Annotated in this window: 13 protein-coding genes; 2 read left to right on the top strand and 11 right to left on the bottom strand. The window is 25.8% G+C overall.

What is annotated here, in order from left to right; translation table 4 throughout:
- Positions 1–293: 293 nt before the first annotated feature.
- The 3 genes from ruvB to rpmF form a co-directional block, all read right to left on the bottom strand.
- Entirely contained in the window at positions 294–1250 is a 957-nt protein-coding gene (gene ruvB / locus AC0B4K_RS01725; protein WP_465103040.1) for a Holliday junction branch migration DNA helicase RuvB, read from the bottom strand.
- The gene (gene ruvA, locus AC0B4K_RS01720; RefSeq protein ID WP_465102245.1) at positions 1228–1818 is read right to left on the bottom strand and encodes a Holliday junction branch migration protein RuvA; all 591 of its coding nucleotides are present in this window, start codon (positions 1816–1818) and stop codon (positions 1228–1230) included. Before ruvA ends, ruvB begins: the two co-directional genes overlap by 23 nt.
- A gap of 94 nt (positions 1819–1912) precedes the next feature.
- Positions 1913–2119, bottom strand: a complete 207-nt coding sequence (gene rpmF, locus AC0B4K_RS01715) for a 50S ribosomal protein L32 (protein WP_465101414.1) — start codon at positions 2117–2119, stop codon at positions 1913–1915.
- Positions 2120–2256: 137 nt separating this feature from the next.
- Here rpmF and AC0B4K_RS01710 point away from each other — a divergent pair, with 137 nt between their 5' ends.
- Positions 2257–3186, top strand: a complete 930-nt coding sequence (locus tag AC0B4K_RS01710) for a nucleotidyltransferase (RefSeq protein WP_465103556.1) — start codon at positions 2257–2259, stop codon at positions 3184–3186.
- Here AC0B4K_RS01710 and AC0B4K_RS01705 read toward each other — a convergent pair.
- The 8 genes from AC0B4K_RS01705 to AC0B4K_RS01670 all read right to left on the bottom strand — a co-directional run bounded on the left by AC0B4K_RS01705 (position 3183) and on the right by AC0B4K_RS01670 (position 12119).
- Positions 3183–4430, bottom strand: coding sequence for a hypothetical protein (locus AC0B4K_RS01705; RefSeq protein WP_465103555.1), 1248 nt, complete (start codon positions 4428–4430; stop codon positions 3183–3185). The two genes, AC0B4K_RS01710 and AC0B4K_RS01705, sit on opposite strands and share 4 nt — an antisense overlap.
- Positions 4393–5328 carry a DNA polymerase III subunit delta gene (gene holA, locus AC0B4K_RS01700; RefSeq protein ID WP_465103554.1) on the bottom strand — a complete coding sequence of 312 codons (936 nt, stop codon included), beginning with the start codon at positions 5326–5328 and terminating at the stop codon, positions 4393–4395. Before holA ends, AC0B4K_RS01705 begins: the two co-directional genes overlap by 38 nt.
- Before the next feature lie 1209 nt (positions 5329–6537).
- Positions 6538–7038, bottom strand: coding sequence for an MAG0490 family ComEA-like DNA-binding protein (locus AC0B4K_RS01695; RefSeq protein ID WP_465101410.1), 501 nt, complete (start codon positions 7036–7038; stop codon positions 6538–6540).
- Positions 7039–7103: 65 nt separating this feature from the next.
- A complete protein-coding gene (locus AC0B4K_RS01690; RefSeq protein ID WP_465103553.1) occupies positions 7104–8228 on the bottom strand; it encodes a YhjD/YihY/BrkB family envelope integrity protein in 1125 nt (374 codons plus the stop codon).
- The gene (gatB, locus tag AC0B4K_RS01685) at positions 8206–9636 is read right to left on the bottom strand and encodes an Asp-tRNA(Asn)/Glu-tRNA(Gln) amidotransferase subunit GatB (RefSeq protein ID WP_465103552.1); all 1431 of its coding nucleotides are present in this window, start codon (positions 9634–9636) and stop codon (positions 8206–8208) included. The genes AC0B4K_RS01690 and gatB overlap by 23 nt, the downstream gene beginning before the upstream one ends.
- Positions 9636–10955, bottom strand: a complete 1320-nt coding sequence (locus AC0B4K_RS01680; RefSeq protein WP_465103551.1) for an amidase family protein — start codon at positions 10953–10955, stop codon at positions 9636–9638. The genes gatB and AC0B4K_RS01680 overlap by 1 nt, the downstream gene beginning before the upstream one ends.
- Complete coding sequence (locus AC0B4K_RS01675; RefSeq protein ID WP_465103550.1) at positions 10955–11257, bottom strand: Asp-tRNA(Asn)/Glu-tRNA(Gln) amidotransferase subunit GatC; 303 nt, start codon at positions 11255–11257, stop codon at positions 10955–10957. The genes AC0B4K_RS01680 and AC0B4K_RS01675 overlap by 1 nt, the downstream gene beginning before the upstream one ends.
- 7 nt (positions 11258–11264) lie before the next feature.
- On the bottom strand, positions 11265–12119 hold the full coding sequence (locus AC0B4K_RS01670; RefSeq protein WP_465103549.1) for a pseudouridine synthase: 855 nt from the start codon (positions 12117–12119) through the stop codon (positions 11265–11267).
- A 163-nt stretch (positions 12120–12282) separates the two neighbouring features.
- On the opposite strand from AC0B4K_RS01670, the gene AC0B4K_RS01665 reads away from it, so the two are divergent.
- Complete coding sequence (locus AC0B4K_RS01665) at positions 12283–13815, top strand: transposase family protein (protein ID WP_465103548.1); 1533 nt, start codon at positions 12283–12285, stop codon at positions 13813–13815.
- Positions 13816–14004: the final 189 nt, after the last annotated feature.

Below are 14004 nucleotides of genomic sequence, written 5' to 3'. Positions count from 1 at the left end.
AATTTAGTTGCCAAAGAAGAAAAAAATTTTTTTTCTTTGTTTTTTCGTTATCTTTTTTTGTAACAAAAGCATCATAATATAAATCAAAAAATAAAAAAATGATTAACCCCAACAGTCTGGGCAAAAAATTAAAAATGTAGTTCAAAAAAGTAGTTATTCTACAAACCTGGTTTTTATATGCTATTATTAGTGATATTTTTTGGTAGCTAAATTTAAGAAAAAAATCCCAGATAAACATTGCATTCTAATGTTTGTCTGGGATAAAATTCTATAATTTTTGAGTTTGAAAATCTTTAATTGCGTTTACTATGGTATAAATAATCAATGCCTTCGCTTGTAATTCGTCTACCGCGAGAGTTTTTTTCAATTAAATTATAGAATAATAAAATTGGTTCAATATCACTTACAATATTTTCTTTATTAAATTTTATTAAACTTGATAAAGTCAGAAGTGAAACATATTTTTCATAAAAATTTTCTTTTAATAGTTCTAAATATTCAACATGATCTTTTGTTAAACCATAACGATATAAATCAAGGGATTTAAATGTTTTTTTAATAACTGACAAATCTATTAAACCATTATTTAAGGATATTGCAAAGTCATTTACTCTTTGTAATAAGTGGTTAGCAATACGTGGAGTTTTTCGCGAATATTCTGCTATTTTTTTAACACAATCACTTGAAATATTTACATTAATTTTCATAGCAGAATTATTTAAAATTTTGCAAATTTCATCTTGTTCGTAATTCACTAACCGCCCTATATATCCAAAGCGGTCTTTAAGTGGTTGTTGCAAATCATTAATACGGGTAGTTGCTCCTATTAGCGTAAATTTTTTAATCTTCATTCGCATCGAGCGCGAATTACCATCTACTCCAATTATTAAATCAAAGACAAAATCCTCCATTGCATTATATAAAAACTCAACAACTGTTTTATTAATACTGTGGATTTCATCAATAAAAACAATATCACCTTCATTTATAACTGATAGAACATTTATTAAATCACTCTTTTTTTCAATGTTTGCCCCTTGAATATAATGGATTTTAGCACCAATTTCATTTGCTATTATTGATACTAATGTTGTTTTTCCCATACCTGGGCTGCCATAAAACAAAATATGTGGGAGAGTTTTTTGTTGTATTTTAGAACTATTTATGACTGTTTTTAATGTTTTAACTAAATTTTTTTGGCCAATAAAACCATCAAATGTAGAAGGCCTAAGTTCTAAGTTGTGAATCACTGTTTGTGGTTATTATGCTTATGCTTTCTTCCACCATTTTATCAAGATCTATTTTTTCAGTAATATTAGCTATAGCATATTCAATTTGATTACGCTTAAATCCTAATGAGCTAAGTGTATTTGTTAAGTCAGTTAAATTATTAACTTCAGCACGTTTGTCCTCGCTTAAATCAACTAATTTAGATCATTTGGCTTTTAATTCAACACAAATATACTTAGCTGTTTTTTCTGAAACAAAGTTAATTTTAGATAATTCTGCTCAATTATCCGTTGCTATATATTGAGCAACTACTTCTCAACCCTTATCTAAAATCATCATGGCAATTTTTGGGCCGACCTTTTCAACTGAAATCAAATCAGTGAATAATAATCTTTCTTTAAAATCTTTAAATCCATAAATATTTTTGTAAAACTCGGTGTTGTGCTCATATAAATAAATTTTGCACTTTGTACCAACCTCAAAACGTTGGATATTTGCAACATTCACCATATATCCATCACCTTTATTTTCGAATATAATACTTGATTTGTTTTTGAAAACAATTTCTCCAATTTTGTATAAAATCATTTTTTCCTCCAAAAAGATGATATAAAAATTGATTTAGTGAACAAAAAATAAAAAAAGACAGGCAAATTTTGTGCTGTCTATTTATTTATTAAATTTAACTATTTTTAATACGATCATTTAATGCAAGATAAGCAGGATGTTTTTTACCTTTGTAAAAACCACAATGTTGACATAAAGTATGTTGTTCAATTAATTTTGTGCAATTTGAACATTTAATTAAATTAGGTGTTTCTAAAGCACTATGTGTTTGTCTTTTGTGTTTACGTTGTTTTGATGTCTTGCGTTTTGGTACTATAGCCATATTTTCCTCCTTGCAATTAATATAAATTTATTTTCTAACTATGTTATCAAATAGCATTACTATTATAATATAAAAATCAAAATTTAAAAATGGAAAAATTAACAAAAAAATTAGTTATTAATTTATAATAAAACAATATGAATAACAAAACAAAACCAGTAAAAGTTGGAATTGTAGCTGAGTATAACCCTTTTCATAATGGCCATATTTTTCAATTAAAATGAATTAAACAAAAATTCCCTAATTCAAAAATTTATGTCGCTATGAGTTATAAATTTTCACAGCGGGCTGAATACATATGCGTATCTTGAAAAGCACGCAAAAAAATTGCCAAAAAATACGGTGTTAACAAATTTATAAAACTTAAAAATAATATTTCAAACCAAGCTGCACATATATTTGCTAGTGAAGCTGTCAAGAAACTAAATAAACATAAAATTGATTATTTAGTTTTTGGATCGGAAACAGCTGATATAACACAATTTTTAAAAGTCGCTTATATTTTAAAATATAAAAAAACAGAATATAATGCACTTTTAAAAAAATATTTAAAAACTGGTGGTAATAGCTTCCCAAGATCTTCATCTTTAGCAATGCAAGATTTAGCAAATTACTCATTAAATACTCCAAATGACATTTTGGGAATTGAGTATGTTAAAACAATTGTAGAAAATAATTTTAATATAAGGCCACTTTGTATTAAACGAACAATAGGCTTTCATTCTGACCAAACCCAAGATAATTTTGCCTCTGCAACTCATATACGTAAAATGGCTTTACATAACCAGGATATTAGTAAATATACACCAATGAATATTAAAAAATTTAAACAAATCAACGAAACTTACCCGAAGTTTCAAAAAATAATTAACAAAAGTAGTTTAAAAACTTTACGATCATATAAAATGGTCGATGAAGGAATCGAAAATTTATTTAAAAAAAATATATACCATCAAACGTATGAGGAATTTATTGAAGCATGCATTAGCAAAAGATACACAAGAAGCAGAATCAAAAGAACCTATCTCTCAATTTATTTAAAAACTAAAAAAAATTCAAAGAGTTAAAAATTCTTTCTTTGAATTTTTTCTTTTGATTCATAAGGCATTAATATGAAGTTCCGTTCACGATATATCTTATTTGTTATGTTAATTTTACGAATATAAACTTCATTATCATAAATTAATTGTTTTTCAATTATTCCTTTATGGATATTATGATATAAGTACTTTGTATTTATTTCGCCTTCTCGCTTTATTACAAATTGTATATTTAAGTTGTTGACTTGTTCAATTAAATAATCGTATAAGTAATCCAAGAAATTAAAATTATATAAAAAACCTTTATTTATTCAGTTTCTTAAAGATAAATTACTTAAATATGTAAAAGATATTTGCGGGTTATTAAATACAAGTTCATGAATAATAGTTTTTAGTCTTTGAACTAAGAAAAGATATTCATGATTTTTTGAGTTTAAATAATTATCAAAATTAATATTATAAATTCCTTTATTTAACAACATTGTCCGCAAAATATTTACTGAAAGATTACTTCCAAAATTAAACTCATAAATTTTATTATCTAAAAAACTTAATAAATCTAGGTGTTTATTATTCTTTATGATGCTTGTATAACTGTAAATTCTTGAACTATTTTCCTTTTTAAAAACAGTAAAAACTCGATTTAAATAATCTACTTCTTTCATTACTATATTTTTTGAGAATTTCCTCATGTGCGATTCAAAGCCTTCAAATACAAAACCAGTTACATTATATTCTTTTTCAAAATATGATTTGATTAAAAATAAATTTCAATAAAGTTTTGTTTGATGTTCATCAATACCATAATAAAATTCATTATTATGGTCTAATTTCGCTCCCATTGATACAAAATTAACAACTCGTTCAATTGAATCTTCTGTATTCACCGAATCATTGATAGAATTTGAGTTTTTTGATATAGAGTATGATAAAAAGTCAAGTTCTTTAAAATTAATCAATTGCAGGATTGTTATATTTTGTAATAAAACTAATTCTTTTAACCAAGAACTCAAAAATTTATAATTTTCATGAATATTATTAGCTAATTCTTCATTTTCAAACTCTGATAAATAATATCAATGAGGCAAAATTAAAACAATCTTGAGATTATTATTTCTTATGATTTCAATTTTTTTATAAATATTCTTTAAATATTCTTTAAAACTTTCTGGTGCTAGTTTTTCCTGGCATTTATTAAATAAAAAAATAAAGTATTCATTGTTAGAATTTATTTTAAAAGTTTTTAACGAGAAAGATTTCAAATAATTCATTTACATTCACCCCGCTTGTTTTTGATAAAATATCTAGTTTTCCTAATTCATAAATCACATTTTTAAGTTTTTTAAAACCAAAATTATTCAAAATAGTTGATAATTTCCTAATTTTTCATAAGGGTTGCTTTAGTTTTTCAGTAATTTGCATATTGTTAAGGCCAGATGCAATTAAATAATAATAATTAACACAATCGCTTAGTATAGTGCTAAGTTGGGCAATTAATGATGTGATTTCTTCTCCCTCAGAAATACGCTCTAAATACTTTTGGTAAATAGTAGTAAGGTTAAATGTGTCTATTGAATTAAGGAACGAAAAAACTTCATTTTTCGCATATTTTGCAATTACTAAATTAATAACTTCAAAATTTATAGTTTGGTAAGTTTGTGTTAAATTATTAAATTCGTTCATAATTATTTCAAGATTATCTGGCATTTTATCTAAAAATAAATTTATATCAGTATATGAGAATTTTATATTTTTTTCTTTACAAAGTAATAATAATTGCGCTGCTATTTCTTTTTTAGGTATTTTTTTACATTCATATAATGTTGCATTTTGATTTAAAAAACTGGTAAGCATATTATTTGCCATTTTTGCAGAAATGTAAACAAATACTACTTCATTACTGTCAGAAAATCTAACCAAAGTTTCAATTAATAATTCTGCATTTTGTTGTTGTTTTTTATTATATTTAGTAGTTTCGATAAGATCTAAATTTTTTACTATAATTAACTTTTTATCTACAAACAAAGTTTCCGTTGCGATTAACTCAATTAACTCTGAAAATTCATAATCCTCGTCTAAGACAATTATTTGATCAAGGGTATATCTAGACCTAATTTCATTAAGATTTTTATTTATAAAATAAGATTCATCACCAAAAATAAATTTCATACTCTTATTATATTTTATTTTCTTTTTTATTTATAAAAACAGTTAAAAAGGATATAAAGCATCCTATAAATAAAATAGACATAATTATTCAATTAACATTAAGATTAATTTTTCAAAATAATAATAATGATAAAGAATTATCAAGTATAAATCTAATAAATACAAGTGCTGGCGGAAGTCATATTAGTAAAAGGAGGCAAATATACAATATTTCGAATATCGGAGATATAACCAAACTCAAAAATCAAGATGTGATATTTATATCTTCTTTTCATACCACAATTAAACTCGCCGAAATTATCCATATTTGAAAATAATTTGCAACATAAGACAATAACCATTTATTGTTATTCTGTTTTTTCATATTACTTATAAATATTGACAAAATAAAGCTTAGTCAATACCCTTGTGAATTTACCCTTAGGTTTGAAGTAAAAAATATAGTTAAAACCACTATTAAACTAAATTTATATTCTTTGTATGTTTTTTTGTTTAAGGCACTATTTAAAAGAATCGAAAAGAAGGCGCGATTTACTGAGATGGACTTAAGACAAATAATTCAGTATACAAAGCAGATAATATAAGTTATATTTTTTGTTTTCCCTTTAAAAACTTTATTCAAAAACATTGCAAGCAACTGAAAATGCATACCACTAATAATTAGAATATGTACTAAACCTAATTCACTTGCATAAGAAAACGGACTATTTTTGTAATTAACACTATGACCAAATAATAACGGTATTACAAATTCAGAATATACTGAATTATGAGAATTAAAAAATTTAAAGATATGTATGCGAAAATCATATGATTTTAAAAACTTAACATTTTTAATATTTTCAAAATAATTACCTTTAGTATTACCTTCAATATATATTTTATCCCATAAATTCAATTTTGTATTGATGCTATTAATATTAAGATAAAAAGCTTGATTATTAATATTAATTAGTTTATAACTATTTGTATCTACTAACTCCACTCAGTAAATATTATTAAAATAATTAAGCATAATATTATTTAATATTTGCTTAATAAAATACGAGATAAAAATTATTACTAAACTAATAATCAAGAATTTGAATTCTCATGGCATTAAAATAAAAAAAAGCAAGAAGCAAGTTAAAGATAACAAAATTCATAAAGTGTTGTTTTCTTGTAGAAATAAGATACCAAACGATATTAAAAAAAATATGATTAAATTCTTTAATTTAGGACTAAATAATTCATTAACTTTTCAAGCGTCTTTTGCCCAATTCCACTTATCTCACCAATAGCTTTTCATGTTGTTTGTTTATTCTCCTTTCTATGGTCTAATAAAGCCTGAGCTATCTTATTTGATAATTTTAAAGTACTTAATTGTTTAATATTATCAAAATCATCCCAATTTAGCTTCAGATCTAAATAAGGAACATGGATCTTGCCATTATCAGGGACAAAATTATTCATTTTAAAACTTGAAAGATCCGCAAAACCTTGTGCGGATGCTTGAAATAACAGCTCTCGGTATGTGAGTTTTTTCGTTGATTTATGGATGCCGTCGTGCAATACTGCTCCAGTTACATAATAAATATAAACTTTCTCCTCATTTTTATATTCTTCTTTGCTTGGTTTATTAACATAAACTTGCAAGATAACAATTGTTCCAGCAACCGAAAATAAAAATAATAATATTAATAAAATTTGTCCAAATGTTTTGCGCTTCATATATTTAAAAATAAAGGAGTATAGCAAAAAACACAAAAAACAAAAAAACAGGCTTACAAGCCTGCCTAAAGGAATGCATAAATTCTTTTAGGAATAGTCCGAGCACTAACAAAACTTTTATAATAAGCATTGTTAAAAATAATTCCTAAAAACATAAAATAAATAAATCAGTTAATAAAAAAACTTATCGAAAAGAAAAACCCTGCTGCAGACCCAAATTTACTATAAGATACAAATTCATTTAAATAAATATATATTACAATTAAAATATATGAAGGGAGGCTAGCAACAATAGTTCCCTTAAATATGTCTTTAAATCTAATTTTAAATGATGGTATCAATTTAAATAAAACTAAAAATAATACATTTAAAAAAACAAGTGCATAAAGTAAATAAATAAAATCTGATAATCAATAACTGATATCCCCATAAGTTTTTCAAATTTTTACTTCAGTTAATATGAAAAGATTGCTAAAAAATCAAAGTAAAACTGAAATAACTAAAACCAAGAAAAAACCTTTGACACGATTTCCTAAAAAAGTTCCAGTTCTACTATGTGAAAAAATAAAATTATAAGCAGAAATTACCTTACCATATCCGCCGCTTGCAATATATAAAGAAGGCAAGGCAATAAAAGAACCTGGAATTAAAGTTAAAAATGAATTAAATCCGGCATCTGGATTTTGATTATCTAATATAAAATAATGTTCTCCTCCAGGAATAAATTTTTGGAACACAATTGAATTAAATAAGTATTGAAAAATGTTGTTTGGCACTGAATCACTTCGAGATTTTGCTAATGGTTCAACATATTCTTTTAATGGTGTTATTGCATTATTAATCATAAGATTTAAAAAACCAACAATATAAATGACTGGAATAAATGAAATTAATACATAAAAAATTGTTGAAATTCATACAAAACTTGTTTCTTTGGAGTTATAGTGAGAGTAAACTAAATTAACCAATTTATTGCGTTTAATTTTATTATTATCATCATTTTTTTTTCAAATTAAAGTTGATGCAAAAAATAAAATAATATATTTTAAAATGGTACTATAAATAACATTTAAAAATTCAAGCCTATCTGGATAAATCAAATTAGTATAAAATCTTCTTAAATGTGTTTTTTTATTCTTTAATCGTAAATATTTTTTATAATGATTTTTAGTTGTTCTTAAAAAGATCATTTAAAACCTTTGTAGTTATTTCACTAGCTAAAACAGGGTTTACTTGACCACCAGTTTCTTTCATTAAGGAACCAAGAATAAACTTAGTAACTTTTTCTGGTCTTTGCTCATATTCGGCAACAATTTCATGATTTTCATCAACAATTTTGGATATTAAGGAATTTATTAAAATAGGGTCTGAAATTTGTTGCAAATTGTGCTCTTTTATTAAAGAAGTCAAATCACCATTAAAATTAACTAGCAACGGCACAAGTTTTTTAAAAGATTTTCCTGAGATAATCCCTTGGTCAAGTAATATAATTGCATCTTTAAAAATTGATGCAGAAATATTTAAATCATAAGCTTTAAGACCCTTAGCGTTAGCAAGCGAAACTATTTCAGCAAAGAATAGCTTAGATAATTTTTCTTTGTCATCATATTCAATACTATCAAAATACTTTGCTAATTTAATATCATCTAACAAGCTTTGAATATAAATATTTTGTATCTTTACATCTGTATATCGTTGTTCTTTTTGGTTTGGTAGTTCTGGAACTACTGCTGAATCAACAAATTTTTTGGAAAGTTTAATTAGTGGAATATTTGGTTCTGGAAAGTATTTATAATCTACAGCACCAGTTTTAACCCGCATTATTATATTTTCATTTTTATCAGCATCAAAACGTTTAGTTGCTTGTAAAATTGGATCATTAGTTAATATTTGTTTTGTTTGCAAGTTAATTTCATATTCGATAGCTTTTTCAATATTTGAAAGTGAATTAAGGTTTTTGATTTCTACTTTTGGACCAAATACATTAGACCCAAACGGGCGAAGCGAAATATTGATATCAGCACGCAAACTTCCTTGTTCAAGTTTACCTTCAGATATTTCAAGAGCAAGCACAATTCTCTTAATCATATCAACATAAGCAGAAGCTTCTTTTGCGCTTCTAATGACTGGATATGTAACTATTTCAATTAAAGGTATACCTGCTCTATTATAATCCAGTTTAGTGCCTTGCTCGCTATGATGTTGCCTTGCTGTATCTTCTTCAAGGTGAATACGTTCAATTTTCACTTTTTTATTAGAATTGTTAACCTTAATTTCTAGCTCACCATTTTTCCCGATTGGGCGGTAAAATTGGGTAATTTGATAACCTTTTGGTAAATCTGGATAAAAGTAATGTTTGCGATCAAAATGCATTTCATCATCAATTTCCATATTTAATGCTTTAGCTAAAGTTAAAGCGTATTTTACAGCTTCTTTGTTAACTAATGGCAAAGTACCGGGGTAACCTAGATCTACTTGATTTGCTTTTGTATTTGGTCTAGCAAAATAATCAATTGGAGTTGATGAAAACATTTTAGTTTTAGTTTTTAATTCAACGTGAATCTCAATTCCAATAATTACTTCAAAATTATCATGCATTATAATCCTCCTTTGATTAATTCTTCAACATATTCAGCAATTCCAAGTAGTTTTTTATCTTGATATAATGAACAATCTAGGGCAATGCTATAACCAAGATTGTCTTTTACGCCTAATGGCAAGGTAATCGATGGGTTTCCTAGTAAATTAGATCCAGTTAAAATAAAGTTGATAACATTATTGCTTGAAGTATCTGTGAATTTTGGTGCAATGCCAGCAGTTGCAGGATAAATCAATACATCACCTTGCTGGAATAAACTTGCATAATAATTAGATATTAAACGACGAACTTTTTGAGCTTTAACAAAAATTTCTTGTTGGTTTTCGTTATATAAAAAGTAGCTACCTAATGCTAATCTTTCTTGGACCATATGACCAAATTTTGATGAGCGGGTATTTTTAAATGTGTCTTCTCAAGTTCTCCCTTCAACTCTATTGCCAAAACTAACACCAGTTAAATTAGCTAAATTCGAACTAGCTTCAGAAAACGAAATAATTCGATAAACCGGTTGGATCAACTCTAAAATTTTATAATTTGGTTTAACTACCTGAACAGCAACTCCATCTTCCTCTAATTTTCTAATTAATGAATTTCATGAATTTATATAATAATCTTTTACTTGATCCGTAAGATCAAGCAAAACAACCTTAGCTGGTTTAGTTTTTACAACATTATCAATTTCAACATCAACTGATGTCATATCATTTGCATCCTTACCAAATAAAGTTTGAGAAATTAATATTGAATCATTTACATTATGAGTGAAATATGCAACAGTGTCTAAAGATGAAGCATATGCAAATAACCCATAGCGGCTAATAGAACCATATGAAGGTTTAAAGCCAACTTTTTTAACGAAAGATGCCGGTAGGCGAACACTATCACCTGTGTCACTTCCAATTGAAAAAGAAATATTAGTTGTTAAAGTAGCGGCAGATCCAGAAGATGATCCACCAGCATATCTATTAGAATCATATGGATTTTTTATAAGTCCATAAGCACTGTATGTTCCAGTTCCTCCAAGAGATAATTCATCTTGGTGTGTTTTGGCAACAAATAAAACTCCAGCATCTTTTAATTTAGTAACAACTGTTGCATTATAATTGGGATCAAAACCTTCCAAAATCATGCTAGAAGCTTTTGTTTCATATCCTTTAATTGCATAATTATCTTTAATAGTTGCAACAGCACCATTTAAAGGAGAATCTAAATTTTTCTTTTGCTCAATTTTTAAGAGTGATGCAACTGCATTATTTGTATCATTCTTTAGAGATTCAATTGCATTATCATAATCCCCTTTAACAAATAACTTTCGCATTAGTCTACCACCTTTGTTAATAAAATATAATCTTCATCCTTGTTTTTGGCATTTTTTAAAATATCTTCCTTAGTAATAGAATTTGTGGTATTGGGAATATCATCACGTAAAAAATCAATTAAATAAGTTTCATTAATATGGGTCATTGGTTTGATATTTGACAAATCAAATTGGTCAAAGAGTTTGATGCTTCTGTTTAATTCATTTCAATTATCTAAAATATTATTAATAACTTCATTATTTGGCTCAAAAAGCAATGATTCAACAATTTGTTTAATCTTTTCGTTATCTATTGTTTTCATATTACTCCTATCATTTTGGTTTATTTGTAAAAAATTCTTTTTTATTTAAATATTTTAAATTACCCGTTAAATTCTGAAATTGTAAGCAAAATGAATGCAACATTAATCGATCATCTGGTTTGCCGCCATATTTTCGATCACCAAAAATGGGTTTTTGTAAATATTTTAAACTAGCTCTTATTTGATGTTTGCGGCCTGTAATTAATTGGGCAATTTTGTCATTATTTTCAAGGTAAAATAGTGTTTGTGCTATTTGAGAATTTGGCAATTTATTTTTGTGTGCTTTCATACGGTGGTGTAATTCATCTTTAGTTAAATATAATGATAATTCAAGTTTTTGACCTGGAATTAATTCTAAGTTTGATTTAAATAAGTATTTCTTTACAAAAAACTGATGCTTATCATTTAATTCAACTAATGTAGGATAATTTTTTGCATAAAGCATCAAGCCGCTTGTGCTTTTATCTAAACGACCAACATGTGATGGTTTAAAACTATCTAAATGTTGAAAATTTAAATAAGTTAAAACTTGATTGTCTAAAGAATCTTCTTCACCATGAACCACAACTCCTGGCTCTTTATTAATTAATAAAATATTTTCATCTTCATAAATAATATTTAAATTAACTTTAGTTTTAATTGCAGTTTCTTTCTTAATAACATCAAAAACACCATAAACGATAATATGATCACCTTCTTTTATCTTTATAGTTTTATCATTTGTTCTTAAATTATTAATCTTGATATCTTTTTTACGAAATAATTTTTCAAGGCGAGATTTATTTAAATTATTTAAATATTTCACCAAGAGTTTGTATAAGGTTCTTCCTTCATCATTTTTTGTTGCAAATATTTCAAACATAATTGCCTCCAATTCTTATAATAATGTATTATACATTATTATCATTAGATTGGCAAAATGTTTCTCAAATAAACAATAATATGTCCAATGACAACTATTTAGGTCCATATATAAATCCCACCGAAAGTGAGCTAATTTAATTAAAATATGGTATAAATTATTTATGAGAATCAAACATAACATAGATAAGTATAAAAACTTAACAAACTACGAACTAAAAAAACAGCAATCTCTCATATTAATTGCTGCTAATATTGAAAAATCTTTATCTCAACTTAGTTTAATTACAAACCTTAGTGTATCAACTGTAAAAAGATATAAAAAAATAATAAAAAGTAATCAAGAAATTGACATCAGTCATAAAAATAAAAATCAACAAAGAAGTTGCAAAGTTACAGATTCAGAAATTGAATTAGTGTTTAAAGATTATTTAAAAACATGTGAAATTATTTTAAATAGCATTCTAACAAATAACCAACTTTCGTTTAAAAGTTATTATTATTCAGAATATGGTTCTTTTATAAGGCAAAAAATTTCTTACAAAACTTTGGTAAGAAGATTCAACCAATTAGGATTATTTAATATACATACAACCAAAAGAGGAAGAAAAATAGCAAAATTATCAAAGAAGAAAACTTCACAAGAGACAACATTGCTATTAAAAAAATATTATAAACAAATTAAACAAAATGAAAAACAAAGACAAGTTTTGGGTCTAAAGAAAAATTTAGAATTTGGTGAAATTGTTGAAATCGATGCTCAGCTTGAACCATATTTAAAAAATAATAAACCATTCTATCTTTATCATGCAATTGATGTTGCCACTGGAACATTATTAGCAGCATGATTTGAAGAACAAGAAACAACATTAGGATATCAAAGACTGTTAGAAATAGTATTTAAGAAATATGGATTTCCAAAGAAAATTTATACTGATAAAAGAAGAACTTTTTGGGGAAACGAAAACGCACAAACAATTTTTGAAAAAGATTTAAATAAAAAAGGAATAGAAGTACTCAGTTCTTCTAATCCCAAACATAAACCACACGTTGAGAGATCTTTTAGAACATCATTAGATCAATACCCATTATTAATTCATGAAAACGGATATAAAGATATTAATGATTTAAAGCAAAATAACGAAGTATTTCAAAATTATTACAACACGAGGAATAAAAAAATAATTTCTAAACATAATGTCTTTCAAAAAGAAGGAAAGAAAAACGGCAATTGAGCCGTTGATTTAGAGATTAATAGAAAAGTTTTAAATGGTGTTGTTAGATACCAAGGTAAAAACCTTGCAGCTTTCGATATGCATGACAAAAGGATTATATTTCCTTATAATTCTGATGTTGTGTTAGTACATTCTTCTGATGATAATTTGTATTTTAAATATAATGGAAAAAAATACTTTGCCAAAGAACCTAATGGAAAATATCTAAGCTTTACAGAAATGTGAGCTCTTGAGAAAGGTTTAGATTATTCTATCCCTGCCGTTGGAAAACTAGCATTTATCCATAAGAAAACAAACTCATTTTTTAAAACTCTTGAATTATACATCTCAAAGTTTAATAGTGTCTCTGTGAATGCACAAGGAAATAACCTTGAAGCCAATAAGATTATGGCTGAGTATTTAGAGATACTTCGAACATTACACAGAAGCATCAATGATGAAATAAAAATTGATGCATATTAATTTTAATATTTTTTAATAAAAAAGAAAATAATAAAATAGAAAACACGGCCACGTGTTTTCTGGAAGTTTTGCTTACTTTTTCAAAAGTAAGTCCCCCTTGATTGCAATCAAGGGGGGGTTAAAATCTTTTTGTTTCATTTTGAAATTTTATAGTTAATTTAATAATATACATAATCATATCTTAATTTT

Source organism: Mycoplasma sp. 11548 (assembly GCF_055523555.1).
The sequence above is the reverse complement of the archived record's forward strand: the minus strand, read 5'-3'. Positions and strand labels throughout refer to the sequence as shown.